This is a genomic window from Halomonas sp. 141, from assembly GCF_002810305.1.
Classification (GTDB): Bacteria; Pseudomonadota; Gammaproteobacteria; order Pseudomonadales; family Halomonadaceae; genus Vreelandella; species Vreelandella stevensii.
Window position 1 is genome coordinate 1 of record NZ_PINZ01000015.1, and the last position, 25,445, is coordinate 25,445.

Sequence of the window (25,445 nt, forward strand, 5' to 3'; positions counted from 1 at the left end):
CCGTCAGTGCCCTGCGCACGTTAGATGAAGTGCTTCTTCATCTTGGCACAGAGGGACGGGTCCATCCCATTTCCCACCGGGGCATTGCCCAGCACACCACCTGTGGGAGGCCAATGGGTTCACGCCAGCCTGCGTAGAACTTATTTTTTGGCTGCCATGGCGGACAGTGTCCTGAACTGGTTACCCCATCACGGTTTTTATATGGAATGCTGCTATGCCATCAACGTCGTCACATGGAGCGACTGACACCATGCATCATGAGTGCGTGATTTCACTGGGTTCCAATATCGAACCCGAGCACCATTTTGCCCGAGCACTGGACATTTTAAGCAGCGAGTGTGAGCTGGTCGCCCACTCGGAGGCTGTTCGTACGGCGCCGGTTGGCTTTCAGCAGCAGCCCGACTTTCTCAATGCTGCGCTGGTGGTTCGCACCACGCTGGAGCGGCGCGCCTTCAAGGCCTATTTGAAGGATGTCGAGCATCGCCTGGGACGCGTGCGTGGGCCGATCAAATCGGGGCCTCGTACCATGGATTTGGACATCGTGGCCTGGGATGGCGAGATAGTGGACGAAGGCTATTTTCAGCACGACTACGTGCGTGGCCCAGTCGATGCCGTGCTAGCCGACAGCGGGCGCTCGCTAATCAGTGCGGGCCCTGTCCGACATAATTGATGCGACAGGCCTCACGTTTTCGGGGTGGCGGCCGATAATTACGCTAACCGCGCCCTGCGCGTTTACTTTCGAGGTCATGCCCGTGCTTAGCCTTGCGACCAACATCACGTCGCTGCTGGTGATGAACAATTTACGTACTAGCCAGCAGGCCATGCAGACCTCCATGCAGCGCCTGTCTTCCGGCTTGCGTATCAATAGCGCCAAGGACGACCCCGCTGGTCAGGCCATTGCCAATCGCATGGGCGCGCAGATTCGAGGCATGAACCAGGCCATTCGTAACACCAACGATGGCATCTCCATGGTGCAAACGGCGGAAGGCTCGCTGAACCAGATCAACGACAACCTTCAACGTATCCGTGAGCTGAGCGTTCAAGCCCTCAACGGCACCAACTCTTCCGAAGATTTGGCCTCTATTCAGCTGGAAATCGATCAGCGCTTGGAAGAGATCACCCGTGTCACTGAGCAGAGTAACTTCAACGGCATTCCTCTGATCAACGCAGATCGGACCCTGAACATTCAGGTAGGCGCCAATGCGGGGGATGTGATTGGCATTCGTTTTTCCGCCATGGGGCTTCAGGCGCTTGGTCTGGAAGATTTTAGCGTGCTGGACGACAGCAACGCCACCGACAAACCCATGGACGTGGTGGATGAAGCCATGAAGCTGGTCGACCGCCAGCGCAGCTACCTGGGCGCCGTGCAAAACCGCTTCGAAAGCGTGATCGACGGCCTCAACACCAACATCATCAACACCTCTGCCGCCCAGTCACGCATCCAGGACGCCGATTACGCGCAGGAAGTCTCCAACCTGATTCGTGCCCAGCTGTTGCAGCAGGTCGGCATCTCCATGCTGGCTCAGGTCAACCAGCAGCCGCAGGTGATTCTACGGCTGCTGCAAGGCTTGTAAGCCGAGATCAGTCGATGAGCCCTTGCTCTCGCGCCATGGCATAAGCCGCTTGCGGCCACGAAGATGGTGGTCAGCAGCAAGATGGCCATGGCCATCCAGGTGCCGCCAGGCAGTGCCTGGGCCACGGTGAGGGTAGCCACGTCGAACTGGAAGTTTTCGAGTGCCTCGGTGATATCGATCACGTCGGTCAATTGGTAGTAAATGCCGGTACCGCCCAGCAGCGTGAACCAGACGGTCGTCGCCAAAGGGGCGAGCACCGCCACCGCCAGAACCAAAAAAAAGCGCCATTCAATGAATGGCGCGAGGACAGGAAACTGAGCACAGTATACCGTCGGGTTAGACCAAAGTCTAACGATTTGGCCAAAATGTTTTCTAATGGTGCGAGATGGGTGTGGTGCGCACCATTTTGGCGCTTTCAGGCGCAATGAGGGACCCGTTCGCTTATCTAAGCGCATGAATGAACAGTAAAAAGCAAAAGATGGCAGCGTTGCTGCAAAGCATCATCAATATTGTATACAAGGTGCTCACTGCCATGCCGACTCGCTCCCGTACTGCCCGTTCCTCTTTGTTTCCGCTAGCGCTATTTGGCGCGGCGCTGATGATGCCACTCGGCGCTGCTGCCGAGACGACCTCGATTCGCTTCCAACTGGACTGGCGTTTCGAAGGTCCGGCAGCACCGTTTCTGATGGCAGCCGAAAAAGGCTACTTCGCCGAAGAAGGTCTGCAGGTTCAGATCGATTCGGGAAGCGGCTCTGCAGGGGCGGTGAACCGGGTGGCCTCGGGTGCCTATGAGATGGGCTTTGGCGATCTCAACGCGCTGGTCGAATTCCTTGCGGAAAACCCGGAAGGCCCCGGCATCAAGGGCGTTTATATCGTTTATGACGGCACGCCCGCGGCGGTGTTTGCGCGCAAGGAGAGCGGCATCGAGAGCCCCGCTGACCTGGCAGGCAAAACCATCGCCGCCCCGGCCTTCGACACCGGCTATCGCGCCTGGGGCATCTTTGCCGCTGCCAATGGGCTGGAGGCCGACGCGGTGGCGTGGCAAAACGTCGACCCTGCGCTACGCGAAACCCTGCTGACCCGGGGCGATGTCGATGCCATCACCGGCTTCTACTTCACCAGCCTGCTCAATCTGGAAGAGCGCGGCATGAGCGAAGACGAGCTGACCATCATGCCGTTCCCCGACTACGGCGTCCCGCTGTACGGCAACGCGATTCTGGTCAGTGATGCCTTTGCCGATGCCAACCCCGAGGCCGTGCAGGGCTTCCTGCGCGCCTTCAACCGTGCGCTGGGAGAGACCCTGGCAGACCCCGAAGCGGCCATCGAGTACGTGCGTAACCGCGACGGCCTGATCGATGTCGAGATGGAAACGCGTCGCCTGAAGCTGGCGTTGGAGAGCGTGGTGGATACCCCCGATGCCCGTGAATATGGCGTGGGCGGTGTGGATGACGCGCGGCTGAGCCAGGCGATTCAACTGGTGGCGGATGCTTACGATCTGCCCACGTTGCCATCCCCCGATCAGGTCTTTGACTCCCGCTACCTGCCGCCGGTAGAAGAGCGCATGCTGCTGCCGGAGGCGGAGTGATGTCGGCAGCGTTCGTCCGCTTCGATGACGTCAGCCTGGCGTACGACGGCTCGGGCAACGCCATCGAAGATATCGACCTGTCGATCCACGAAGGCGAGTTCGTCGCCTTCGTAGGGCCGTCAGGGTGTGGCAAATCCACTTTCATGAAGCTGTGTACCGGCCTGCATGCCCCTACGCAGGGAAGCATTCAGGTGGATGGGCTGCCCGTGACCGGGCCTTTGAAAATCACCGGCATGGCGTTCCAGAATGCCAACCTGCTGCCCTGGCGTACCACCCTGGACAACGTGCTGCTGCCGCTGGAAATCGTCGAGCCCTATCGGCGGCAGTTCCGCAAGCGCCGGGAAGAGTTCAAAGGCTGGGCTCGGGCGCTGCTCGAGACGGTGGGCCTGGCCGAGCATGAAAGCAAGTACCCCTGGGAGCTGTCGGGGGGTATGCAGCAGCGGGCGTCCATCTGTCGCGCGCTGATTCATCGGCCGCGCTTGCTGATGCTGGACGAGCCCTTTGGCGCGCTGGATGCGTTCACCCGTGAAGAGCTCTGGTGCGTCTTGCGTGACCTGTGGGAAGCCCAGCGCTTTACCGTAGTGTTGGTGACCCATGACCTGCGCGAAGCCGCTTTCCTGGCCGACACCGTCTATGTCATGAGCCGTCGTCCGGGGCGCGTGATCGAGCGGCGCATCATCGAACTGCCTCGCCCTCGGGCGCTGGAAACCACTTACCAGAAACCGTTCATTGACCTGGTGCAGTCGCTGCGTGCCCAGATCGGTGAAGTGCGCAGCGCCTGAAGGAGTGCCCATGACCCATAATCGCAAGCTGGCCGAGCGGCTGGCTCCCTGGATCGCCATGACGGGGCTGGTGGTGATCTGGGAAGTGACGGTACGCCTGTTCAACGTGCCCAGCTTTATTTTTCCCAGCGCGCTGGACACGGTTCAGGCGCTGGTGACCTACGCCGGGCCCATCGGCAAGCACTCCTGGCAAACCTTCTGGACCACGCTGATTGGCTTTGGCCTGGGCGTTGCCGTGGGGCTGTTGCTGGGCTTCATCATCGGCTCGTCGCGCTTTTTGTACAACGCCTGCTACCCGCTGCTGGTGGGGTTCAACGCCATTCCCAAGGTGGCCTTCGTGCCCATTCTGGTGGTCTGGTTCGGTATCGGCTCGGTGCCCGCAATACTCACCGCCTTCCTGATCTGCTTCTTCCCCATCGTGGTGAACGTGGCCACTGGCCTGGCGACCCTGGAGCCTGAGATGGAAGATGTGTTGAGGGTGCTGGGCGCACGGCGCATCGATGTGCTGCTCAAGGTGGGCTTGCCGCGTTCGCTGCCGTACTTCTTCGCCTCGCTGAAAATCGCCATCACGCTGGCCTTCGTGGGCACGGTGGTGTCCGAGACCGTGGCCTCCAACCAGGGCATTGGCTACCTCATGATGAGCGCGGGCTCGCAGATGCGCATGGGGCTGGTATTTGCCGGGCTGCTGGTGATCAGCGCCATGGCCATGGTGATGTACGAGCTGTTCTCGCTGCTGGAAAAGCGCATGACCGCCTGGGCACACCGCGGGCAGCAGCGCCAGTAGCCGGTCAGGCTACCAGCGGTAGAGGAGCGACGCGCTGGTGGTATGGTCGGTACGCTCGCTGGCCTCTTCGGGGGGCTGGGAGTTGCGCTTGATCTCATGAGACAGGCGCAGCGACAGCCGCGAATTCAGGCGTGCCGTGAGGGCCGACAGCGAGCGCGAGGTGGTGTTCTCATGGGTATACTCCACCGACATCTCCTGGCGTAGATCCGCGAACTGGGAGAACTCCCAGCGGTAGTCCAGCGCCGAGTAGGCCACGCCCAGCCGCTCGTTCTCATCGTCACGCAGCCGGTCATGGCGATAGCCGGGCCCTGCTTCCAGAGAAAGATAGTGGCGCTCGCCATCCACAATCTGTCGACCATAGCCGCCAATGGCGGTGAGCTGCTGATCGTAGCCCGCAAAGCGGTCCTTTTCCCAGCGGGCAAACCCAAACAGATAATGCGGGCCGTTGAAGTCATAGCGCTCCCGCCCCGCCACGAGGTACTGCTCCGCGCTGGTGTTGCCATCCTTGCTGACATTGCGCACTTCTGCCCGAAACGAGTGGGTGAAGTCGCCGGTCAGCCAAGTGAGCAGTGTTTTGCCGATCAGCGTGCGGCTGTCGGTATTGCCGGAGAGCTGGTTGAAACCAAGCTCGGCATCGCCGCTGAAGATGGGTGCATCTTCCTGGGGCGGCGGTGGCGCATAAAAAGGGTTGGCTGCGGCAGCCCCCGCCCAGAGCGGGCAGCTGGCCAGTAACAGGTAGCGTGAAAGGTGTCGCACTCTTCTCCTCCTTGAGTGTTGCGGTGGGCAGGGAGTATATAAGCCGCTGGGTGAAAAAGCGCAAAGCCTAACGCCGCCTGGCGGTGCGTGCCATAATGACGCTCTTGCGCATCACGAGTTCCCTTATGACAGAGCCCCGCCCACGCACCCTGGCCGAACTGCAGCGCTGGCGTCGCACGCGCGCCAAGCGACGTTGGTACAAACGCAGCTTTCGCTTACAGGTCATGATCCTGGTGGGCCTGCTGCTGGCGGGTATGCTGCTGGCCCAAGGGACCTACCTGAACTACCGTAAAGCCGACATTATCACCTATCAAATGGGCGAGCGGGCGCTGGCGGTCGCCAAGACCGTGGCGGCCATGCCGCAAATCGTCGATGCCTTCTCCACGCCCGAGCCCTCCCACTTCATTCAGCCGCTGGCCGAGCGGGTGCGCCAGGAGACGGGCGCGCGCTATGTGGTGGTGGGCAACGCCCAGTCGATACGCTACTCCCACCCGGTGCCCGAGCGCATCGGCGAGCGCATGGTGGGGGATGATAATGATCAAGCGCTGATCTATGGTCAATCCTACGTGTCCGAAGCCACCGGCACCCTGGGCACCGCCATGCGCGGCAAAACGCCGATTTGGGATGAAGAGGGCAACATCATCGGCGTGGTTTCCGTCGGCTTCATGCTCGACCGCGTGGACATGGACGTGGCGCGCTACACCAAGCTGGGCTGGATACTGGTGGCCATGATGATCGTGCTCGGGTTTGCTGGCGCTTATTGGCTGTCGCAGCACCTCAAGAAGATCATTCTCGGCCTCGAACCCTACGAAATCGCCCGCCTTGCCATGGAAAAGGAAGCCATCCTGCAATCGATTCACGAGGGCATTCTGGCCGTCAATCGAGACGGCCACATTACCCTGGTGAACCAGCAGGCGCGCCGCTTTTTAGAGCTGCCCGACGAGCACGTGCTGTTGGGGCAGCCCATCCGCGAGGTAGTGCCCAACTCCCGCCTGCTGGAAGTGCTCAGACACGGTGAGCAGGAGTTCGACCAAGAAATGTGGCTGGGGGATCACCCGGTAGTGGTCAACCGTGTGCCCATCATTCACGAGGGCGAGATCGAAGGCGCCGTGGCGACCTTCCGTAGCCGCCGGGAAATCATCGACCTCTCTCAGGCGCTGACCCAGGCCAGCCGCGATGTGGACATGCTGCGCGCCCAGGCCCACGAGTTCTCCAACAAGCTCTACACCATTTCCGGGCTGCTGCAGTTGCAGCGCATCGAGGAGGCGCTGGCCCTGATTCATCAGGAAACCGAGCGTGCCCAGGCACAGATGAACTTTCTGATGCGCCATGTGGCCGATGCGGTGCTGAGCGGCACGCTGCTGGGTAAACTGACCCGCGCCCGTGAACTGGGCGTGGCACTGGAAATCGACGAACAAAGCTCGCTCTCCTGCCCGCTGACCGCAACGGGGCAAGAGGTCATGATGAGCGTGGTGGGCAATTTGCTGGATAATGCCTGCCATGCGGCACTGAACGGCCCTCACGGCGACCAGCCCACTGTGCGGCTGTTTTTCACCGACCTGGGCGAGCAGCTACTTATTGAAGTGGAAGATAATGGTGCCGGGGTGCCCGCCGAGCATGCGGAGTCGATTTTTGCCGAAGGATTTTCCACCAAAACCGGCAAGCATCGGGGCATAGGGCTGGCCCTGGTGGCGCGGCTGTGCCGCCAGCACGGGGGCGCAGTGATGCTGGAAGAGAGCGAGCTGGGGGGCGCCTGTTTCATTGCCGTGCTGGACCGCTCGCTATGTGCCAGCAGCGATGGGCCTCGGCTGCCAGGCTAAGCGGTTCACGCTCATAATAACGAAGTCAACAAGAGGATGACGCATGTCTGCGACGCAATACGGCATTCTGGTCGTCGAAGACGATTTCCGCATCGCCGATATTCACCGCGCCTTCATCGAGCAAAGCGACGGTTTTTATGTGGTGGGTATGGCGCGCAACGGCAGCGAAGCCAAAGCGCTGATGGCCGCACACGCCTCGCAAATACAGCTGATTCTGCTGGATGCTTACCTGCCCGACGTGGAAGGGCTGGAGCTTTTGTGGTCGATTCGCCGCGACCATGTGCACGTGGATATCGTCATGGTGACGGCGGCCCGTGAGGTGGAGACCATCAGCGAGGCGCTGCGTGGCGGGGTGTTCGATTACCTGATCAAACCCATCGAAGCGGCAAGAATGAACCAGATGCTGGCGCGTTTTCGGCGCGAACGGGAGGCGCTGGCCAACCGCGCCGAGCTGAACCAGGACGAGCTGGACCATGTGCTGGCCCGGGTGACGCCCAGCGAGCCTGAACGCGCCCCTCAGCGCAGCTTGCCCAAGGGCATCGACCGCTTGACCCTGCGCCGTGTGGTGGAAGCCTTGGCAGCAGACAGCGGCGCCCTGACCGCCATGCAGGTGGCGCGTACCATGGGCGCCAGCCGTTCGACGGCACGCCGCTATCTGGAGTTTCTCGTGGCCGAGCAAGCCGTAGGCGCCGAGCTGGGTTACGGGGATGTCGGGCGACCCGAGCGGCGCTACCGCTTATTGAAGGGGGATCACGGCTGGCTGGATGCGTGAGCAAAATGAACAAAACGCTCATAAAGAACAATTTGTCGTTTATGGTCACAAGCTTGTCCTGAAAGGTGGCTTTCTTCTAACGTTCGCAGTGTAACCACAATTGCCGCGTGTTCATCACCGCGCATAACAACATAATTGACTGTGGAGAACGCCCATGACCTCGCTTTCCTTCAAGCGCGCCGCTGTATTTGCTCTGCCTCTGGCAGCCCTCGCCATGACCACTGGCGTACAGGCCCAGGAGTGGACCCCAAGCCGTTCCATCGAATTCGTCGCGCCTGCCAACCCGGGCGGTGGCTGGGATACGCTGGTGCGTACCGTTTCCCGCGTGCTGCAGGAAGAGCAGCTGGCAGACCGTAACTTTGCGGCCATCAACGTGCCTGGCGGCGGCGGTGCCGTGGCATGGGCGCAGATCGCCCGTGACAGCGGTAACCCGCACAAGCTGTTTGCCACCAGCCCGCCCATCATCCTGGTGCCGCTGGCAGGCGCCTCGCGCTACGACCACACGGATTTCACCCCCGTGGCGCGCCTGATCACTGACTACTCCATCATTCTGGTGGCGGCGGATTCCGAATATCAGACCATCACCGATCTGTTCGATGCGATGAAAGAGAACCCGCGTCTGAGCGTGGGTGGCGGCAGTGCGCCAGGCTCGATGGACCACATCTCGGTGGCTGGCCTGGCCTCTGCGGCGGGTCTCGATGCTTCCTCGGTGAACTACATCCCCTTCTCGGGGGGTGGCGATGCCATGACCAACCTGATGGGCGGCCATATCGAGGCGGTCATTACTGGCGCGGGTGAGTCCGTGGGCCAGCTGGGCGAAGGCAGCCAACTGCGTGCGCTGGGCGTCTCTGCCCCTGAGCGCCTGGGCGGTGCCCTGGCCGACGTGCCCACGTACCAGGAGCAGGGTGTGGACTACACCTTCGATATCTGGCGTGGCGTGATGGGCACCCCTGACATGCCTGCCGAAGCCGTGGCCTACTACGAAGACCTGTTTGCCGAAATGCTCGAAACCGATGGCTGGCAGCAGGCTCGCGACCAGTTGGGCTGGATCGATGCCTACCAGGATAGCGAAGAGTTTGGCGCGTTCCTGGATGAGCAGAAAGAGCAGTTCAGCAGTGTCCTGAGCGACCTGGGCTTGCTGGCTCAATAACCCCCGTTTCACCGTGCTGCCCCGGGCCTGCCAGGCCCGGGGTCACTGCCTGTGACCGTAAGCGCAACCTGCGCCTTCGGAGAGACACCCCATGACTCGATTGAACACTAATCAGTGGCTGGCCCTCGTGCTGGCGCTTTTTGCAGCCGCCTATCTAGCAATGGCCTGGCAAATTCCAACCTTTCCTCTGCCGCGTCCGGTGGATTCAGATCTTTTTCCAAAAGTGCTGGGAGTGACCTTGTTATTGCTAGCAGGGCTGCTTTTCTTTGAAAAACCGGTGCCGCTGGCAGGCGCTGACGAGATCGACGAAGAGGCCACCAACGGTCCGCTGCTGTTGACGCCCTGGGCGCGTGTGGTGGTCACCGCCGTGGCCATCGCCGCCTATGCCTTCCTGCTGGTGCCGTTGGGCTTCGTACTGGCGTCGACGCTGCTGTGCGCCGGGCTGACGGCCTATTACGGGTATCGTCGTCATGGCATCAACCTGGCGGCTTCGCTGGGGGTAGTGCTGGCGCTGTATATCACCATGACGCGCGTCATGGATGTGTATCTGCCCACTGGCCTCCTGCCGTTCTGAATACGCCGTGCCCACGCACCTGCCGTAGTTTTTTAAGAGAGATACGCCCATGGATGCCTTGAACAACTTGATGTACGGCTTTGGCATCGCGCTCGAGCCCATCAACATCGCTTACGTCTTTGCCGGTGTGTTTGCCGGTACCATCATCGGTATGTTGCCGGGCCTCGGCCCGATCAGTGCCCTGGCGCTGATGATTCCGATCACCTTCTCAATGGAGCCTGCATCAGGCCTGATTCTGATGGCGGGTGTGTATTACGGGGCCATTTTCGGTGGCTCGACCTCTTCTATCTTGCTCAATGCGCCGGGGGTGGCGGGCACGGTCGCCACCTCTTTCGATGGCTACCCCATGGCCAAGCAGGGTTTGGCGGGCAAGGCGCTGGCCATTGCCGCCTACGCGTCGTTCATTGGCGGCACCGTCTCCATCGTCTTCTTGATGCTGGTGGCGCCGCTGCTTTCCAAAGTGGCGGTCAGCTTTGGGCCTCCCGAATATTTCGCGCTCATGGTGCTGGGCCTGACGGCGGTCGTCTCGCTGTCGGACAAGTCGCTGGTGAAGGGTCTGATTGCGGCGGTGATCGGCGTCATGATCTCGATCGTCGGCATCGACATGCAAACCGGCACCGAGCGCTACACCTTTGGCTCGATTCAACTGCTCGACGGCATCGACTTCCTGGTCGTGGCGCTGGGTATCTTCGCCCTGGCGGAAGTGTTCTACATGCTGCTGCGTGGGGGCGGTGGCAAGGAAGCGCCGCGCAATGCCATTGGCTCGCTCAAGCTGAGCGGCAGTGAAATGAAGCAAATCGCAGGCCCCATCAGCCGCAGCTCGGTGCTGGGCTTCTTTACCGGTGTACTGCCGGGGGCCGGTGCCACCATTGGTTCTTTCCTGGGCTACAGCATGGAAAAACGCCTGGCCAAGGATGGTGACACCTTCGGCAAGGGCAACATCAAGGGCGTGGCAGCTCCCGAAGCGGCCAACAACGCCGCCTGTACCGGCTCGTTCGTACCACTGCTGACCCTGGGGGTGCCTGGCTCGGGCACCACGGCGGTGCTGCTGGGGGCGCTGCTGGTCATGGGCGTGACGCCTGGCCCCATGATGCTGGAGCAGCGCCCGGACGTGTTCTGGGGGGTCATTGCCAGTATGTACATTGGTAATATTTTCCTGCTGGTACTCAACCTGCCGCTGATTCCGCTGATCGCCAAAATTCTCGATATGCCGCGTCCGCTGCTGCTCTCGATGATCCTGATCTTCTGCATGATCGGTGTTTACGGCATGAGCTTCAGCGTCTTCGACCTGCTGCTGCTGCTGGGCTTCGGCCTGATCGGCCTGGGCTTGCGGCTGTTCGGCTTCCCCACGGCGCCGCTGATTCTGGCGCTGATCCTGGGCAGCCTGATGGAAGAGTCCATGCGCCGCGCACTGCAGATTTCCGGAGGTGACTGGTCCATCTTCATCGACAAGCCTATTTCACTGTCACTGCTGATCATTGCGGCTCTGTCGCTGGGCATGCCGCTGCTGAAAAAGCGCCGCAAGCAGAAGGCCATGGCCGCCAAATAAGCGATTGTTGGGTGGTGGTGATGGAGTGAGTTTTGGCGTTGTCAGCGCCCGGGGGGAACCCCGGGCGCTTTTTTGTGTGCATGCACCCCTCTTTGGTGCAAGGCGCTTTGCTGGTGCATGACAACTGTGCATGGTGCCTCTCGGCTTGCCCTGAATTAGTGCGTCTGGCGCAATGCGGGTTTTTTTGAGTATCGCTAACTGTCTGATTGTCATTGTCTTAATAGGCTTTGATTCAATCTGGCGCACCCCTTGCAGTGTGAAAGGTGGATTAGCCCACGGCGGGCGAATGCCCGCTCTACGCGCCTATAACAAGCCCCTTCCAAGGGGTGCAAGGAGGTTCAAGTGACCACATCGCAACGCAAGACACACCCTCGTACCCTTGGCCGTTTCGCCACGGCCGCCCTGGCCGCCGCCATCATGGGCGCCAGCGCCCAGGCCGTTGCCCAGGACAACGACCCGATCAAGGTGGGTATTCTGCACTCCCTCTCTGGCACCATGGCCATCAGCGAATCGACCCTGAAAGACACCGTCGAAATGCTCATCGACCAGCAGAACGAAGCCGGTGGCCTGTTGGGGCGTCAGTTGGAAGCCGTGGTGGTCGACCCCGCTTCCAACTGGCCGCTGTTTGCCGAGCGTGCCCGCGAGCTGCTGGCCCAGCATGAGGTAGACGTGGTGTTCGGTAACTGGACCTCGGTATCCCGCAAGGCGGTACTGCCGGTGTTCGAAGAGCTGAACGGCCTGCTGTTCTACCCGGTACAGTACGAAGGGGAAGAGTCTTCCGAGAACGTCTTCTACACCGGCGCGGCACCCAACCAGCAGGCCATTCCTGCGGTGGAGTATCTGATCAACGAAGTCGGGATCGAGCGTTTCGCGCTGATCGGCACCGACTACGTCTATCCGCGCACCACCAACCGGATTCTGGAAGCCTTCCTGAAGGATGAGCACGGGGTGGCCGAAGAAGACATCATGGTCAACTACACCCCGTTCGGCCATTCGGACTGGCAGAACATCGTCTCTGAAATTCGTCGCTTCGGTGAAGAGGGCAAGCCCACGGCGGTGGTCTCCACCATCAACGGCGATGCCAACGTGCCGTTCTACCGTGAGCTGGCCAACCAGGGGATCGATGCCGCGGATATTCCCGTCATCGCCTTCTCGGTGGGTGAGCAGGAGCTGTCCGGTATCGATACCGGGCCGCTGGTGGGCCACTTGGCCGCCTGGAACTACTTCATGAGCGTGGACACCGACGCCAACTACGACTTCATCGACGCCTGGATCGACTGGACGGGCGATGAAGAAGCGGTCACCAACGACCCCATGGAAGCCCACTACATCGGCTTCAACATGTGGGCCGAAGCGGTGCGCAAGGCGGGTACCACCGATGTCGACGCGGTGAAAGATGCCATCATCGGCGTGACCGTGCCTAACCTTTCCGGTGGCTATGCCGCCATGATGCCCAACCACCACATCACCAAGCCGGTATTGATCGGTGAAGTGCAGGACAACGGCCAGTTCGACATCGTCTGGCAAACGCCGTCCACCGTGGCAGGCGATGCCTGGTCGGATTACCTGCCGGGTTCTCGCGACCTGATTGCTGACTGGCGTGCACCGATGCGCTGCGGCAACTTCAACGTCGCCAACGGCTCGTGCGGTGGCAGCACCGCAGCAGAAGAAGCCGAAGCGGCACTCGCCGAGTAACCCCCCTCCCTTGCCGCGAGCCTTCGCGGCAAGGGAGCACGCTATCTCTCCCCATTGATGATCACCAAAGGAAGAACCCCATGAGGCGTTTCCTTTCTGGGGTGTTGTGTCTGCTGCTGCTCAGCATGGCGACGTTGTCGCAGGCACAAACCCCCACCACACCTTCTGATGACGACGCGGCACTGGCGCTGCTGGAAGCGCTGGACGTGGAGAACTTCCGCGCCAAAGGCGAGGCCATCAACGCCATTGTGCAAAGCGACGACGAACGTGCCCGGGATTGGCTGCAAGCCTTGCTCGATGGCCGCCTGCAGCGCACCAGCGAGGGTCGCTTCGTCGTGGTGTTGAACAACACCGGGCGTGACTGGCCCGTGGCCGATGCCTTGACCGACGAGCCGCTGGGCGAGATGTCCCGCCGCGACCTCAACCGCATCGGCATCAACAACGCCCTGCGTAACCAACTGCGCAGCGCCATCGCCGTGGTCGACCTCTACTCCCCCAACGTGGAACGCCGCCGTACCTCCGCCGAGCGCCTGTTGGGCGAAGTGGACGAGACGCTGGCCGAGCCTCTGGAAGCGCTGATTGCCGAAGAAGAGGATAGCCAGGTGCAGCGCCGGTTAGCGCAGGCACTGGCCATTTATCAAACCGAAGCGGGCCAAATGGAAGGCGTGGAAGCGCTGCGGGGCAGCCTGCATCCGCGTGCCCGTGTGGCCCTCAATCGCGCGGCCAATGGCGATGACCCAGTGGTCGCCGACGCGGCCAGAGAGGCGCTCCTTAGCATCGAACAAAACCTCAAGATCAATCGTGCCCTCGAAACGCTCTACTTTGGCCTGAGCCTGGGGTCGGTACTGGTGCTGGCGGCCATCGGCCTGGCCATCACCTTTGGCGTCATGGGCGTGATCAACATGGCCCACGGCGAGCTGATGATGCTGGGCGCCTATACCACCTGGATGATGCAGCAACTGCTGCCGGGCCAGCCGGGGCTGGCGCTGATTCTTTCCATTCCAGCGGGCTTCATGGTGGCTGCCCTGGTGGGCATTGCCATCGAACGGGGCGTGATCCAGTTCCTCAAGGGCCGCCCGCTGGAAACGCTGCTGGCCACGTTCGGCATCAGCCTGATTCTGCAGCAGCTGGTGCGCACGGTGATCTCTCCGCTCAACCGCACCGTGGTGACGCCCGAATGGATGAGCGGTTCGCTGGTCATCAACGATGCGCTCTCGCTGACCCTCAACCGCATGTTCGTGCTCGGCTTTGCGCTGGTGGTGTTTGCCGGGCTGATGCTGATCATGCGCCGCACGCGGCTGGGGCTCGAAGTGCGCGCCGTGACCCAGAACCGCGCCATGGCACGCTCCATGGGCATCCGGGCCACTCGGGTGGATATCATGACCTTCGCGCTGGGTTCCGGCGTGGCGGGGCTGGCCGGTGTGGCGCTGTCGCAGCTCACCAACGTCGGCCCCAACCTGGGCCAGAACTACATCATCGACTCGTTCATGGTGGTGGTGTTCGGTGGCGTGGGTAACCTGTGGGGCACGCTGGTGGCGGGGCTTTCACTGGGTATCATCAACCAGGTGCTGGAGCCCTGGGCGGGTGCCGTGCTGGCCAAGATCATCGTGCTGGTGTTCATCATCCTGTTCATTCAAAAACGCCCGCGTGGACTCTTCCCGCAGAAGGGCCGGGCTGCGGAGGGCTAACCCATCATGATGACATCATCTTCTCAACGGTTCTGGCTGCTCCGCCCGTTCGGCGAACGGGCCACTCAGCTCTTTCTCGGCGTGCTGCTGGCCGCCCTGGTGCTGGTCACCGTACTGCACGTGGCAGTGCCGCAAGGGCATCCGCTGCATGTCAACGCCTACACCGTGAACCTGTTCGGCAAGTACCTGAGCTATGCGCTGCTGGCCGTGGCGGTGGACCTGGTGTGGGGCTATCTGGGCATTCTGAGTCTGGGCCACGGGGCGTTCTTCGCCATTGGCGGCTACGCCATGGGCATGTACCTGATGCGCCAGATTGGCGACCGTGGCACCTATGGCCACCCGGTCCTGCCCGACTTCATGGTGTTTCTGAACTGGGACAGCCTGCCCTGGTACTGGCTGGGCTTCGATATGGCCTGGTTCGCCTTTGCCATGGTGCTGCTGGCCCCTGGCCTGCTGGCGCTGGTGTTCGGCTTCCTGGCGTTCCGCTCGCGGGTGACCGGGGTGTATCTGTCGATCATCACCCAGGCGCTGACGTTTGCCCTGATGCTGGCTTTCTTCCGCAACGAGATGGGCTTCGGCGGCAACAATGGCCTCACCGATTTCCGTGAGCTGCTGGGCTTCAACCTGCGCAGCAACGACACGCGGCTGGGGCTGTTCATTGCCACTGGGGTGGCGCTGGCGCTGGGCTACATCCTGTGCCGCGCCATTGTCACCAGCAAGCTGGGCCGTGTGTGCGTGGCCACCCGCGATGCCGAAGCGCGTACGCGTTTCATCGGCTACCGGGTCGAACGCTTCCAGCTGTTCGTGTTCGTGGTCTCGGCCATGCTGGCGGGCCTGGCGGGGGCGCTTTATGTGCCTCAGGTAGGCATCATCAACCCCAGCGAATTCTCGCCGCTGTTCTCCATCGAAATCGTGCTTTGGGTAGCACTGGGTGGGCGGGCCACGCTGTACGGTGCCGTCATTGGGGCGATTCTGGTCAACTACGCCAAAACCGTGTTTACCGGGGTCATGCCGGATGCCTGGCTGTTTGCCCTGGGCGCGCTGTTCGTACTGGTCACGGTCTTCCTGCCCAAGGGCGTCGCGGGCCTTTTGAGCCACGTGAAGCGCCGTCGCAAAGCCGAACAACCGCCTACGGAGGCTGCAGCATGAGCCTGATACAATCGCTGAAAGCACGCGACCGAGTGTTCGACTTCATGGCGGGGGAAGCCTCGCCGGTGGACGTTCGCCACGGCCCGATTCTGTACATGGAAGACGTGACGGTGAGCTTCGATGGCTTCAAGGCCATCAATAACCTCAACCTGACCATCGACGACGGCGAGTTGCGCTGCATCATCGGCCCCAACGGGGCCGGTAAAACCACCATGATGGACATCATCACCGGCAAGACCCGCCCCAACCAGGGCAGCGTCTGGTTCGGCAGCCGCCATAACCTGCTGCAAATGAACGAGCCGGAAATCGCCAGCCTCGGCATTGGCCGCAAGTTCCAGAAGCCCACGGTGTTCGAAGCGCTCAGCGTGTTCGACAATCTGGAGCTGGCCATGGCCGCCGACAAGCGCATCTTTCCCACGCTGACCGCCCGCATGACCAGCGAGATCAGCGACCGCATCGACGACGTGCTGGACACCATCGGCCTGACCGCGCTGCGCTTCCAGCCCGCCGGGATTCTCTCCCACGGCCAGAAGCAGTGGCTGGAGATCGGCATGCTGCTGATGCAGCGCCCGCGCCTGCTGCTGGTGGACGAGCCGGTGGCCGGGATGACCGAACAGGAGATGGAGCGCACTGCCGAGCTGCTTACGGGGCTGGCTGGCAAACAGTCGGTGGTGGTGGTGGAGCACGACATGGGCTTTGTACGCTCGATTGCGCGCAAGGTGACCGTGCTGCACCAGGGCAGCGTGCTGGCCGAAGGCAGCATGGATCAGGTCTCCAATGACCCGAAAGTGGTCGAAGTGTACCTGGGCGCGGACGAGGAGGAGATGGCCTGATGCTGACCGTCGACAAGTTGAACCAGTTTTACGGCGAAAGCCACACCCTGTGGGATCTGGACCTGGACGTGCCCACCGGGCAGTGCACCTGCGTGATGGGCCGCAACGGGGTGGGTAAAACCACCCTGATGAAAGCCATCATGGGGGAAGTGGCGGTGAAGAGCGGCCAGCTGCGCTACCAGGGCAATGATGGCGAGATCGAACTCACCAAAAAAGCCGTGGAGGCGCGCTCGCGCCTGGGTATCGGTTTCGTGCCCCAAGGGCGGCAGATTTTCCCGCTGCTGACGGTGGAGGAGAACCTGCGCACAGGGCTTGCCGCCCGAGGCGACGGGCTGAAAAAAATTCCCGAGCGCATCTACGAGCTGTTTCCGGTGCTCAAGGAGATGAAACACCGCCGTGGCGGCGATTTGTCCGGTGGGCAACAGCAGCAGCTCGCCATTGGCCGCGCGCTGGTCATCGAACCGAAACTGCTGATTCTGGACGAGCCCGGCGAGGGCATTCAGCCCAATATCGTCGCCCAGATTGGTCAGGTGATTCGCCAACTCATCAAAGAGGACGGCCTGACGGTGCTGCTGGTCGAGCAGAAGCTACCCTTCGCCCGCAAATACGCCGACCGCTTCGTGATCATGGACCGCGGCCGCCCGGTGGCCAAAGGCGATATCAGCGAACTCTCCAACGAGCTGATCAAACAGTATTTGACGGTTTGAGTTATCCACACCCGGTTTACAGCCGCGGATCGGGTTGAAACGGCAATTCCTCGACGCTGGCGACGGCGTGCTCGAACAAGGGGTGGGCCGGGTTGAGCATGTAATTAAGCTCTCTCGGCACCACCACGCTGGGCAGGGCCAGCGCCAGGCTCTGGCCGGAGGCTAGCCAGCCATCGCCCAGGTCGGCGGTTTCCGCAGGTGCTGGCGCTTCCCGCCAGTTTTCGGGTAAATCTTCCGTTCCAACGCTCAAAATGCTCTGATTGGGCAGCGTCAGTCGCAGCAGCGCATAGGCATTGAGCAGCCGATAGCTTTCCAGATGCACCATGATTTCCAGCAGTGCCAACGACTCTGAGCTGGCTACGTACACACAGGCATTGCCTGGGCTGTTCCAGCGCCCGCCGTAAAGCCGTGCGCCCTCGCCATCAAACGCGCTCTCCTGAAACTTGCGCTTCACCAGCCGGTAAGCGGTGACCTCGCTCATACCGAGACCCCGTGCTCCAACCGCCCGATCAGATTCAGCACCGTCTGGTACTCCGCCGAGGTGGCGCTCATTTCAACGGGGCGACGTCCGCCTAGCCCGGCATTGGGTTTGAGCAGCCAGGCGCGGGCACCCTCCGCGTCCCCCTCGAACAGATCCAGCGCCGCTTTGAAAAGCTCGGCAAAGCGATACAGCCGGTCGCTTTCCGCCATCTTGAAGCGGCCTGACTTGGCGCGGCGGCTCAGTGTGGCGGAAGGGATATCCACATAGCGCGCCAGCGCCTTCTGCTCGATACCGGATACCTTGGCAAGCCTTGGGTATACTCGGTACTCCACCCCCTCATGCAGCAGCTCATGCAGCTTACGCCCTCGGGCAGGCAGGCCAATTTGCTGCCAATAGCCGGAGGCCACGGCTTTGGTGGGTTGATATTGGGAGAAGGTAGCGGTCATTGGGGACCTCCTGTTGATATATTGCCTCTATATCAAATGGTATATTCGAGGTTGGTCTCCGCGTCAAGGCAGCGCTTGCCTCTGGGTGAGTGAACGATGAAGTTAGCGCCACAAACCGCACCAAAAGGCCCAAAACCTTGCTTTGGGTGCGTATTGACTCACCTTGTTTATGTGTAACATGGTCGCTTTCCGCAAAGGTTATCGGGTGGGGTATGCGCTACAAGGATAAACATCAGCTGGCTGCTGAGTGGTTGACGCTGCTGGAGCGTACGCCGGTGGCACTGCGCCAAGCCGTCGAGCAGCTGGCCCATGCCCGCCGGGCGCCGTTTGCCGAGCACTTTTACCGGGTCATGCTGGATGACCCCCATGCCTCGCTGTTTCTCTCCAACGAGCAGGTCGAAAAACGCCTGCATCCTTCCATGCAGCGTTGGCTCAGTGCCATGTTTGCCGTCGAGCACGCGGATCTCGAGGCGCTGGTAGAGCACCAGGAGAAAATAGGCCAGATACATGCGCGCATCGACATCCCGATAAACCTGGTACTGAGCGGTGCCCGGCAGCTGAAGCAGGTGTTTTACGAACAGATCAATCGCTCGATCCAGGCGCCGCTGTCGGCGGGCGAGGCGGCCGTGTACGTCTCTGACCATATCGACATGGCCATGGAGATCATGAGCCATGCCTATTCGGTGGCCAATAATCGCCATGCGCGCACCGAAGAAGCCTACAAGCTTTTTTCGCTCACCCAGAGTATCGGTGATGAGCGTGAACGGCAGCGGGCGGCGCTGCTCAACTGGGAAAATGCGCTGATGTTTGCCGTGGCGGCGCAGCAGGAGACCAGCGCCTTGCCCCGCCTGGCCAGCTCCGAGTTTGGCCTGTGGTATTTGCACAAGGCGTGCCATACCTTCGAAGGCGCGCCGGAGATTGCCGTCATTTCGCGACATATCCATCTGGTGGACGACCAATGGATGGCGCAGTTGACGGATGGCGACAGCGCACTGCGCCTGGCCGCGCTGAGCCATATTCGGGATGCAGCGCGCACGATTCTGATGCTGCTGGACGATATTCTGGACCGTGCCTCGGGGCTGGACGCGGGTCGCGATAGCCTCACTCGCTTGCTGAACCGTAAATTTCTGTCGGTAGTTCTGAATCGTGAAATCGAGCTGGCTCGGCGCTCGGAGAAGTGTTTTGCCTTGCTCATGGTGGACATCGATCACTTCAAGTCGATCAACGATACCCATGGCCATGATGCGGGCGATAACGTACTGCAACAGGTCGCCAGTATTCTGGATCGCTCTACCCGAGGCGGCGATTACGTGTTTCGGATGGGCGGTGAAGAGTTCTTGATTATTCTGGTGGATACGGACCCGGACGGAAGCCGCCTGTTCGCCGAGCGGCTACGCCAGGCCGTGGCCAAAGAGCCGATGCTGGCGGCGGCGGATACGCTGCTGAGCGTTACCGTGAGCGTAGGACTCACGTTGCACGACGGCCACCCGGATTATCAGCATTCCATGCAGCGCGCCGACCAGGCGCTCTATCAGGCAAAACGCAGTGGACGTAACCGTGTGGTCGTGCAGTGAGGTAGTGGGTTGAGGTAGTGCGTTGAGATAGTACGTTGAGATAGTACGTTGAGATAGTGCGTTGAGTGGTCAAATTGACACATGGACTGGAGCACACCACGCTTTGCTCTGATAATGAGCACCCTTGCAACTGGTCAAGCGTGTCACGAGCAAGAGCACAATAACAATCAGGATCAGCTTATCCCATGACGAATCGGTGGCATCGACAGAGAGATCAGCGCAAGGGTAGCGTCACTGCTATCGTAGTGTCGTATGTTATCCTTTTGCACGTCCTGTTCGGTGCCTATGCACAGGCAGCGCTGCTTGGCGATGGCGCTCACTCTCCATTGTTCGTGCTATGTGACCCCCATGGTGTGGCGGCCAATCAGGACGGCAGGTCAGAGACCTCGGGCTCCAGCGAACTCAATAACCTCCTGTGCAAGTCGGCCTGCGCACTGGGTGCGGGACTCACGAGCGTACCGCAAGGCATTATCACGTTGGCCGGCATGGAGGCCTTGCCTCCTTATAATGGAGTTTTCCATGTTCATGCTTCGTACAGCACTGTTTTCCTCGCTGCTATTGGTCAGCACCACTCTGCTTGCCCATCACGGCGGTTCTCATGATGGGGATTCGGGGGATCACGACTCACGCATTGAAATTTCTCAGCCCTGGACTCGTGCTACGCCACCTGGCGCAGGCGCAGGAGGTGGTTTTGTCACGATTACCAATCATGGCGATCAGGATGACCGCCTGATGGGTGTTACCACACCTATTACCGAGCGCAGTGAAATTCACACCATGGAAATGGATGGCGATGTGATGCGTATGGCGCCCCTGCCTGGCGGTATCGAATTGCCCGCAGGCAGTACGGTAACGCTGGCACCGGGTGGGCTGCATCTCATGTTCATGGAGCTACCAGCGCCGATCGTGGAGGGAGAACCTGTGCCCGTCACGCTGGAGTTTCAGCATGCCCCAAGTATCGATGTAGAGCTGCACGTCTTGCCGCCGGGTGCCTCGCCTGAAGGTACTGCTTCGGAAGGGATGTCGCACAGCCACCCAGTGCACTGATGCAGCGCCGCGACGTTGCGCTGCTTTCCATTGGCTCGTTGGTATTGCTACTGACGTTGGCCGTGTTTTTTGTGGTCTTCGGCCGTCAATCCGAGGGCCCGACGCTGGCCGAGCTGGGTGGGCAATTTCAGTTGGTGGATACTGAAGGTGGGGTCGTTACGCAAGATGAGCTGATCGGAAAGCCGACACTGTTGTTTTTTGGCTTTACCTACTGCCCGGATGTTTGCCCTAACACGCTGTTCAAACTCTCGCGTTTGATTCAGCAGTTGGGGCCACAGGCAGATCAGTTCAACTATCTCTTTGTTTCTCTGGACTGGCAGCGTGATGGCCCTGAACAGCTGGCGCGCTACCTTTCGGTGTTCGACGAGCGCATACGAGGTCTGTCTGGAAACGAGGCACAAATTGACGCAATGGCTGACGCCTATCAGGTTCAGTACGAGCGTGTGTCACTCGGACAAGGCGATTACACCCTCAGCCATACGGCTGCCACCTACCTATTGGATCGCGAAGGCAACGTCGTGGGCACTCTGGCCTACGACTTCAACCCGGAGTTTGCCAAGGCATCCCTGATATCCTTACTGTCATCTTCCGCGCCGCTGCATCGCGGCGAGCAGCGACACCCCTAAGGAGGCGTGGCCACTGGGTAACAGGTGGGCAAGGCACTAAGAGGGTGTCTACAAACCAATACGGTTAGCTCATTGCGTCACGGTGTCGCGCAAGCCTTGGCATGCCTTTTTTTGGTGCGTACTTAAAGCGCTGCGCTTTTTTATGTGCTTTTTTGGTGCAAAAGGCGACTGGTTTCCCTGGTGGGAGGGGCTGCCAGCAAAGAGCCTATGCCGAGACAAGGGCTATGACAGGGGCTATGGCAAGGGCTATGGCGGCGCCTTCACCATTTTGGCGCATTCTTTGCATTTATAAGGCAATGATTTATCCACAAGGAAGCGACAGCGCCCCATGATGTTGAGCGAACTTGCCCCACCCGCTGCTGGTTCCGGCCACCGCTTTGACGCCGAGCGCCGCTGGGCCGCCTCGTTGGCCCTGCGTTTTGCCAACCGCGATGGCGTGACCCGATTAGTGCAAGCGCGCCACCAAGGTCCGTTACGGGTACAGCGCCCCTTCTACCCAGAAGGCAGCCAGGAAGCGTGCCACGTTTACGTATTGCACCCGCCCGGCGGGCTGGTGAGCGGTGATGCGCTGACCATCCGTGCTCATATCGAGCGCGAAGCCCATGCGCTGCTCACCACCCCTGCTGCCAATAAGCTCTACAAAGCCGACAGCCAAGGCGTGGCCTGGACACAGCACACCGAGCTGACGGTAGAAGAGGGCGGCACCTTAGAGTGGCTGCCCCAGGAAACCATCGCGTTTAACGGCTCTAAAGGCAGCCAGCACACTCATATCGCGCTGCAGGGCAGTGCCCGCTGCCTGGGCTGGGAAGTGATGGCGCTTGGCCGCCCGGCCAGCGATTTACCCTATGTTTCCGGGCAGATCGAGCAGCACTTCCGCCTGACTCTGGACGGCAAGCCGCTATGGCTGGAGCGCCAGCCACTGGACCCCGCACACCCGCGCTTCGTGGGCCGCTGGGGGCAGGGCGGCGCGACGGTGCAGGCCACGCTGTGGGCCGTGGGGCTCGATGATGCCCCGGCGGCCATCGAAGTACTGCGCGAGGCGCTGCCGGATAACCCCCGCTGGGCAGTGACGGAGCGCCATGGCGTACTGCTGATGCGCTATTTAGGTGCATCCCGAAACGAAGCCTGGGCCCTGTGTGAACACGCCTGGCAGCTACTACGCCCGCGCTGGATCGAACGCGAAGCGCATACGCCGCGCATTTGGCTAACCTGATTGGCAACACGCTGATAACGCTGGAGACACTCCATGGAACTGACCCCACGAGACAAAGACAAGCTGATGCTGTTTACCGCCGCCCAGCTTGCCGAGCGCCGCAAAGCGCGTGGTTTAAAACTGAACTACCCCGAAGCGGTAGCGCTGATCAGCTTTGAGATTATGGAAGGCGCGCGAGATGGCCGCAGCGTGGCGGATTTAATGAGCTACGGCCGCGAAATCCTCACCCGAGACGACGTGATGGAAGGCGTGGCGGAGATGGTCGATGAAGTACAGGTGGAAGCCACCTTCCCCGATGGCACCAAGTTGGTCACCGTCCACACCCCTATCAACTAACCGTCCACCGCTAGGAGAGCGCCATGATTCCAGGACAGTATCAGTTACAAGAGGGTGATATCGAGCTGTGCGCGGGTCGAGAACGAATCACCGTCGAGGTGGCCAACACCGGCGACCGCCCCATTCAGCTAGGCTCCCACTACCACTTTGCCGAAGCCAACCCCGCGCTGGTGTTTGACCGCGATAAAACCCGTGGCTACCGGCTGGACGTCGCCGCAGGCACCGCCATCCGCTTCGAACCCGGCCAAACCCGCGCAGTCACGCTGATTCCGTTTGTCGGCAAGCGGGAAATCTACGGCTTCCGTGGTGATGTGATGGGGCCGCTGGATCGTCCTCTGAAAAGCTAATGGCGTCAGGCGATTAGGCACCGGCAGGCCATCGCTCATGGGACTGTCTGCGGCATGGATGCCGCAGCCAAGCGTACAGGGACGTATTCACAGCGTGTCCCATGAGTGATGGCCTCTCCAGTGCCAAGCTTCATCTTCTAGGAGAGGCAACACATGAAATCGGTAAACAAAATCAGTCGGCGCGCCTACGCCGATATGTACGGCCCCACGGTAGGCGACCGCGTGCGCCTGGGCGACACAGAGCTATGGATTCAAGTCGAAAAAGACGCCACCCACTACGGTGAAGAAGTGAAGTTCGGCGGCGGCAAGGTGATCCGCGATGGCATGGGCCAAAGCCAGCGCCAGGATGCCTCGGTGATGGACACCGTGATCACCAACGCGCTGATTCTCGACTGGTGGGGCATCGTCAAAGCCGATGTGGGGCTGCAAAATGGTCGCATCGCTGCCATTGGCAAGGCAGGCAACCCCGACACCCAGCCCGATGTCGAGATCGTCATTGGCCCCGGCACCGAAGTGATTGCCGGTGAAGGCAAGATCCTCACCGCTGGTGGCATCGACGCCCATATCCACTTCATCTGCCCCCAGCAGGTGGAAGAAGCGCTGATGAGCGGCGTTACCACCATGCTGGGCGGTGGCACTGGCCCCGCCACGGGCTCCAACGCCACCACCTGCACCCCCGGCGAGTGGCACATTGGCAAGATGCTCCAGGCCGTGGACGACCTGCCCATGAACATCGGCCTGCTGGGCAAAGGCAACGCCAGCCTGCCGGAAGGGCTCGAAGCGCAGCTGGAAGCGGGCGCCATGGGCCTCAAGCTGCATGAGGACTGGGGCACCACCCCCGCCTCCATCGACACCTGCCTGAGCGTGGCGGAAAAGTACGATGTGCAGATCGCCATCCACACCGATACGCTCAACGAATCCGGCTTCGTGGAAGACACCCTAGCGGCCTTCAAAGAGCGCGGCATCCACACCTACCACACCGAAGGTGCAGGCGGCGGCCACGCCCCGGACATTCTCACTGCCTGCTCCAAGGAGTATGTGCTGCCGTCCTCCACCAACCCCACGCGGCCCTACACGGTGAACACCATCGACGAGCATCTCGACATGCTCATGGTCTGCCACCACCTGGACCCCAATATTCCCGAAGACGTGGCCTTTGCCGATTCACGTATTCGTCGCGAAACCATCGCCGCCGAGGATATCCTCCACGACCTGGGCGTGATTTCGATGATCGCCTCTGACTCCCAGGCCATGGGCCGGGTGGGTGAAGTGGTTTGCCGCACCTGGCAAACGGCCCATAAAATGAAAGTGCAGCGCGGCTTGTTGCCGGAAGATGAAGCGCTGGGGGCTGACAACCTGCGCGCCAAGCGCTATATCGCCAAATACACCATCAACCCCGCCATTACTCACGGCATCGCCCATGAAGTAGGCTCCATTGAAGTGGGCAAACTGGCCGATTTGGTGCTGTGGAAGCCCGCCTTCTTCGGCGTCAAACCGGCGCTGATTTTGAAAGGCGGCATGATTGCCGGAGCGCCCATGGGCGACCCCAACGCCTCGATTCCCACGCCGCAGCCGGTGCACTACCGCCCCATGTTCGGCACCTTTGGCCGGGCGGCCAGCCAGGTAAGGCTCAACTTCGTCAGCCAGGCGGCCATCGATGCGGGCATCAAGGAGCGGCTGGGCCTGCAAAGTACGCTGTCGGCCTGCAAGAACGTGCGCGGCGTGCGTAAAAAGGACATGAAGCTCAACGACGCCTGCCCAGAGCTCACCGTCGACCCGCAAACCTACGAAGTGCGCTGCGACGGCGAACTGCTCACCTGTGAGCCCGCGACTGAACTGCCGCTGGCGCAGCGGTATCACTTGTTTTGATTGGAATGCACCGCCCATAGCGATAGGCGCTAGGGAGCTTTTTCGAAAGTTCGTTCATCGATATGAGTCCACTTCTGCCAGCCTGAGA

26 protein-coding genes and 1 pseudogene are annotated in these 25,445 nt (G+C 61.0%); 23 read left to right on the top strand and 4 right to left on the bottom strand.

What is annotated here, in order from left to right; translation table 11 throughout:
- The first annotated feature begins 250 nt into the window (after window positions 1-250).
- On the top strand, window positions 251-670 hold the full coding sequence (gene folK, locus CWI66_RS08765; RefSeq protein WP_100731455.1) for a 2-amino-4-hydroxy-6-hydroxymethyldihydropteridine diphosphokinase: 420 nt from the start codon (window positions 251-253) through the stop codon (window positions 668-670).
- 82 nt (window positions 671-752) lie between these two features.
- Window positions 753-1,574 carry a flagellin N-terminal helical domain-containing protein gene (locus tag CWI66_RS08770; protein ID WP_096923371.1) on the top strand — a complete coding sequence of 274 codons (822 nt, stop codon included), beginning with the start codon at window positions 753-755 and terminating at the stop codon, window positions 1,572-1,574.
- 44 nt (window positions 1,575-1,618) lie between these two features.
- Here the strand turns inward: CWI66_RS08770 and CWI66_RS08775 are convergent.
- Window positions 1,619-1,849: pseudogene (locus tag CWI66_RS08775) on the bottom strand (BCCT family transporter); the annotation flags it as partial.
- Window positions 1,850-2,106: 257 nt separating this feature from the next.
- Here CWI66_RS08775 and CWI66_RS08780 point away from each other — a divergent pair.
- Genes CWI66_RS08780 through CWI66_RS08790 form a run of 3 tightly spaced genes read left to right on the top strand, consistent with a single transcriptional unit; the run spans window position 2,107 to window position 4,725 of the window.
- Window positions 2,107-3,159: an ABC transporter substrate-binding protein gene (locus CWI66_RS08780; RefSeq protein ID WP_232710807.1), complete on the top strand. Its 1,053-nt coding sequence runs from the start codon at window positions 2,107-2,109 to the stop codon at window positions 3,157-3,159.
- Window positions 3,159-3,941, top strand: coding sequence for an ABC transporter ATP-binding protein (locus tag CWI66_RS08785; protein ID WP_100731457.1), 783 nt, complete (start codon window positions 3,159-3,161; stop codon window positions 3,939-3,941). Before CWI66_RS08780 ends, CWI66_RS08785 begins: the two co-directional genes overlap by 1 nt.
- Window positions 3,942-3,951: 10 nt before the next feature.
- On the top strand, window positions 3,952-4,725 hold the full coding sequence (locus CWI66_RS08790) for an ABC transporter permease (RefSeq protein WP_100731458.1): 774 nt from the start codon (window positions 3,952-3,954) through the stop codon (window positions 4,723-4,725).
- A gap of 9 nt (window positions 4,726-4,734) precedes the next feature.
- Here the strand turns inward: CWI66_RS08790 and CWI66_RS08795 are convergent, their stop codons facing one another.
- Complete coding sequence (locus CWI66_RS08795) at window positions 4,735-5,481, bottom strand: DUF481 domain-containing protein (protein ID WP_081135913.1); 747 nt, start codon at window positions 5,479-5,481, stop codon at window positions 4,735-4,737.
- Between the two features lie 125 nt (window positions 5,482-5,606).
- Here CWI66_RS08795 and CWI66_RS08800 point away from each other — a divergent pair, with 125 nt between their 5' ends.
- The 10 genes from CWI66_RS08800 to urtE all read left to right on the top strand — a co-directional run bounded on the left by CWI66_RS08800 (window position 5,607) and on the right by urtE (window position 17,418).
- Complete coding sequence (locus tag CWI66_RS08800; protein ID WP_100731459.1) at window positions 5,607-7,301, top strand: ATP-binding protein; 1,695 nt, start codon at window positions 5,607-5,609, stop codon at window positions 7,299-7,301.
- 43 nt (window positions 7,302-7,344) lie between these two features.
- Entirely contained in the window at window positions 7,345-8,073 is a 729-nt protein-coding gene (locus CWI66_RS08805) for a response regulator (protein WP_100731460.1), read from the top strand.
- A gap of 154 nt (window positions 8,074-8,227) precedes the next feature.
- Window positions 8,228-9,223, top strand: a complete 996-nt coding sequence (locus tag CWI66_RS08810) for a Bug family tripartite tricarboxylate transporter substrate binding protein (protein ID WP_096921847.1) — start codon at window positions 8,228-8,230, stop codon at window positions 9,221-9,223.
- 91 nt (window positions 9,224-9,314) lie between these two features.
- Window positions 9,315-9,797, top strand: coding sequence for a tripartite tricarboxylate transporter TctB family protein (locus CWI66_RS08815; protein WP_096921848.1), 483 nt, complete (start codon window positions 9,315-9,317; stop codon window positions 9,795-9,797).
- A gap of 49 nt (window positions 9,798-9,846) precedes the next feature.
- Entirely contained in the window at window positions 9,847-11,346 is a 1,500-nt protein-coding gene (locus CWI66_RS08820; RefSeq protein WP_100731461.1) for a tripartite tricarboxylate transporter permease, read from the top strand.
- Between the two features lie 342 nt (window positions 11,347-11,688).
- A complete protein-coding gene (urtA, locus tag CWI66_RS08825) occupies window positions 11,689-13,041 on the top strand; it encodes an urea ABC transporter substrate-binding protein (protein ID WP_081135922.1) in 1,353 nt (450 codons plus the stop codon).
- Window positions 13,042-13,121: 80 nt separating this feature from the next.
- On the top strand, window positions 13,122-14,729 hold the full coding sequence (urtB, locus tag CWI66_RS08830; protein WP_081135924.1) for an urea ABC transporter permease subunit UrtB: 1,608 nt from the start codon (window positions 13,122-13,124) through the stop codon (window positions 14,727-14,729).
- Between the two features lie 6 nt (window positions 14,730-14,735).
- A complete protein-coding gene (urtC, locus tag CWI66_RS08835; RefSeq protein WP_016915369.1) occupies window positions 14,736-15,878 on the top strand; it encodes an urea ABC transporter permease subunit UrtC in 1,143 nt (380 codons plus the stop codon).
- The gene (urtD, locus tag CWI66_RS08840) at window positions 15,875-16,711 is read left to right on the top strand and encodes an urea ABC transporter ATP-binding protein UrtD (RefSeq protein WP_016915368.1); all 837 of its coding nucleotides are present in this window, start codon (window positions 15,875-15,877) and stop codon (window positions 16,709-16,711) included. Before urtC ends, urtD begins: the two co-directional genes overlap by 4 nt.
- Window positions 16,711-17,418, top strand: coding sequence for an urea ABC transporter ATP-binding subunit UrtE (urtE, locus tag CWI66_RS08845; protein WP_100731462.1), 708 nt, complete (start codon window positions 16,711-16,713; stop codon window positions 17,416-17,418). Before urtD ends, urtE begins: the two co-directional genes overlap by 1 nt.
- A 16-nt stretch (window positions 17,419-17,434) precedes the next feature.
- On the opposite strand, the gene CWI66_RS08850 is transcribed toward urtE, so the two are convergent.
- Together CWI66_RS08850 and parS are read right to left on the bottom strand one after the other, a co-directional pair.
- Window positions 17,435-17,899 carry an RES family NAD+ phosphorylase gene (locus tag CWI66_RS08850; RefSeq protein WP_081193392.1) on the bottom strand — a complete coding sequence of 155 codons (465 nt, stop codon included), beginning with the start codon at window positions 17,897-17,899 and terminating at the stop codon, window positions 17,435-17,437.
- Window positions 17,896-18,345, bottom strand: coding sequence for a type II RES/Xre toxin-antitoxin system antitoxin (gene parS / locus CWI66_RS08855; protein WP_016915365.1), 450 nt, complete (start codon window positions 18,343-18,345; stop codon window positions 17,896-17,898). The genes CWI66_RS08850 and parS overlap by 4 nt, the downstream gene beginning before the upstream one ends.
- A gap of 212 nt (window positions 18,346-18,557) precedes the next feature.
- On the opposite strand from parS, the gene CWI66_RS08860 reads away from it, so the two are divergent.
- The 8 genes from CWI66_RS08860 (at window position 18,558) to ureC (ending at window position 25,357) form a co-directional block, all read left to right on the top strand.
- On the top strand, window positions 18,558-19,919 hold the full coding sequence (locus CWI66_RS08860) for a diguanylate cyclase (protein WP_016915364.1): 1,362 nt from the start codon (window positions 18,558-18,560) through the stop codon (window positions 19,917-19,919).
- Between the two features lie 519 nt (window positions 19,920-20,438).
- Window positions 20,439-20,966: a copper chaperone PCu(A)C gene (locus CWI66_RS08865; protein WP_081135928.1), complete on the top strand. Its 528-nt coding sequence runs from the start codon at window positions 20,439-20,441 to the stop codon at window positions 20,964-20,966.
- The gene (locus CWI66_RS08870) at window positions 20,966-21,592 is read left to right on the top strand and encodes an SCO family protein (protein WP_100731463.1); all 627 of its coding nucleotides are present in this window, start codon (window positions 20,966-20,968) and stop codon (window positions 21,590-21,592) included. Before CWI66_RS08865 ends, CWI66_RS08870 begins: the two co-directional genes overlap by 1 nt.
- A gap of 82 nt (window positions 21,593-21,674) precedes the next feature.
- On the top strand, window positions 21,675-21,884 hold the full coding sequence (locus CWI66_RS18000) for a hypothetical protein (RefSeq protein ID WP_016915361.1): 210 nt from the start codon (window positions 21,675-21,677) through the stop codon (window positions 21,882-21,884).
- Between the two features lie 36 nt (window positions 21,885-21,920).
- Window positions 21,921-22,805, top strand: coding sequence for an urease accessory protein UreD (locus tag CWI66_RS08875; RefSeq protein WP_100731464.1), 885 nt, complete (start codon window positions 21,921-21,923; stop codon window positions 22,803-22,805).
- Window positions 22,806-22,838: 33 nt separating this feature from the next.
- Window positions 22,839-23,141: an urease subunit gamma gene (ureA, locus tag CWI66_RS08880; protein WP_016915359.1), complete on the top strand. Its 303-nt coding sequence runs from the start codon at window positions 22,839-22,841 to the stop codon at window positions 23,139-23,141.
- Window positions 23,142-23,164: 23 nt separating this feature from the next.
- Window positions 23,165-23,488 carry an urease subunit beta gene (locus tag CWI66_RS08885; protein ID WP_016915358.1) on the top strand — a complete coding sequence of 108 codons (324 nt, stop codon included), beginning with the start codon at window positions 23,165-23,167 and terminating at the stop codon, window positions 23,486-23,488.
- 153 nt (window positions 23,489-23,641) lie between these two features.
- A complete protein-coding gene (gene ureC, locus CWI66_RS08890; RefSeq protein WP_016915357.1) occupies window positions 23,642-25,357 on the top strand; it encodes an urease subunit alpha in 1,716 nt (571 codons plus the stop codon).
- Window positions 25,358-25,445 lie beyond the last annotated feature (88 nt).

Bases quoted from the DNA above. Each gene is read 5' to 3' on its own strand.
- folK (WP_100731455.1), top strand. From the start codon at position 251: ATGCATCATGAGTGCGTGATTTCACTGGGTTCCAATATCGAACCCGAG.
- CWI66_RS08780 (WP_232710807.1), top strand. From the start codon at position 2,107: ATGCCGACTCGCTCCCGTACTGCCCGTTCCTCTTTGTTTCCGCTAGCG.
- CWI66_RS08785 (WP_100731457.1), top strand. From the start codon at position 3,159: ATGTCGGCAGCGTTCGTCCGCTTCGATGACGTCAGCCTGGCGTACGAC.
- CWI66_RS08790 (WP_100731458.1), top strand. From the start codon at position 3,952: ATGACCCATAATCGCAAGCTGGCCGAGCGGCTGGCTCCCTGGATCGCC.
- CWI66_RS08800 (WP_100731459.1), top strand. From the start codon at position 5,607: ATGACAGAGCCCCGCCCACGCACCCTGGCCGAACTGCAGCGCTGGCGT.
- CWI66_RS08805 (WP_100731460.1), top strand. From the start codon at position 7,345: ATGTCTGCGACGCAATACGGCATTCTGGTCGTCGAAGACGATTTCCGC.
- CWI66_RS08810 (WP_096921847.1), top strand. From the start codon at position 8,228: ATGACCTCGCTTTCCTTCAAGCGCGCCGCTGTATTTGCTCTGCCTCTG.
- CWI66_RS08815 (WP_096921848.1), top strand. From the start codon at position 9,315: ATGACTCGATTGAACACTAATCAGTGGCTGGCCCTCGTGCTGGCGCTT.
- CWI66_RS08820 (WP_100731461.1), top strand. From the start codon at position 9,847: ATGGATGCCTTGAACAACTTGATGTACGGCTTTGGCATCGCGCTCGAG.
- urtB (WP_081135924.1), top strand. From the start codon at position 13,122: ATGAGGCGTTTCCTTTCTGGGGTGTTGTGTCTGCTGCTGCTCAGCATG.
- urtC (WP_016915369.1), top strand. From the start codon at position 14,736: ATGATGACATCATCTTCTCAACGGTTCTGGCTGCTCCGCCCGTTCGGC.
- urtD (WP_016915368.1), top strand. From the start codon at position 15,875: ATGAGCCTGATACAATCGCTGAAAGCACGCGACCGAGTGTTCGACTTC.
- urtE (WP_100731462.1), top strand. From the start codon at position 16,711: ATGCTGACCGTCGACAAGTTGAACCAGTTTTACGGCGAAAGCCACACC.
- CWI66_RS08850 (WP_081193392.1), bottom strand. From the start codon at position 17,899: ATGAGCGAGGTCACCGCTTACCGGCTGGTGAAGCGCAAGTTTCAGGAG.
- parS (WP_016915365.1), bottom strand. From the start codon at position 18,345: ATGACCGCTACCTTCTCCCAATATCAACCCACCAAAGCCGTGGCCTCC.
- CWI66_RS08860 (WP_016915364.1), top strand. From the start codon at position 18,558: ATGCGCTACAAGGATAAACATCAGCTGGCTGCTGAGTGGTTGACGCTG.
- CWI66_RS08865 (WP_081135928.1), top strand. From the start codon at position 20,439: ATGTTCATGCTTCGTACAGCACTGTTTTCCTCGCTGCTATTGGTCAGC.
- CWI66_RS08870 (WP_100731463.1), top strand. From the start codon at position 20,966: ATGCAGCGCCGCGACGTTGCGCTGCTTTCCATTGGCTCGTTGGTATTG.
- CWI66_RS08875 (WP_100731464.1), top strand. From the start codon at position 21,921: ATGATGTTGAGCGAACTTGCCCCACCCGCTGCTGGTTCCGGCCACCGC.
- ureA (WP_016915359.1), top strand. From the start codon at position 22,839: ATGGAACTGACCCCACGAGACAAAGACAAGCTGATGCTGTTTACCGCC.
- CWI66_RS08885 (WP_016915358.1), top strand. From the start codon at position 23,165: ATGATTCCAGGACAGTATCAGTTACAAGAGGGTGATATCGAGCTGTGC.
- ureC (WP_016915357.1), top strand. From the start codon at position 23,642: ATGAAATCGGTAAACAAAATCAGTCGGCGCGCCTACGCCGATATGTAC.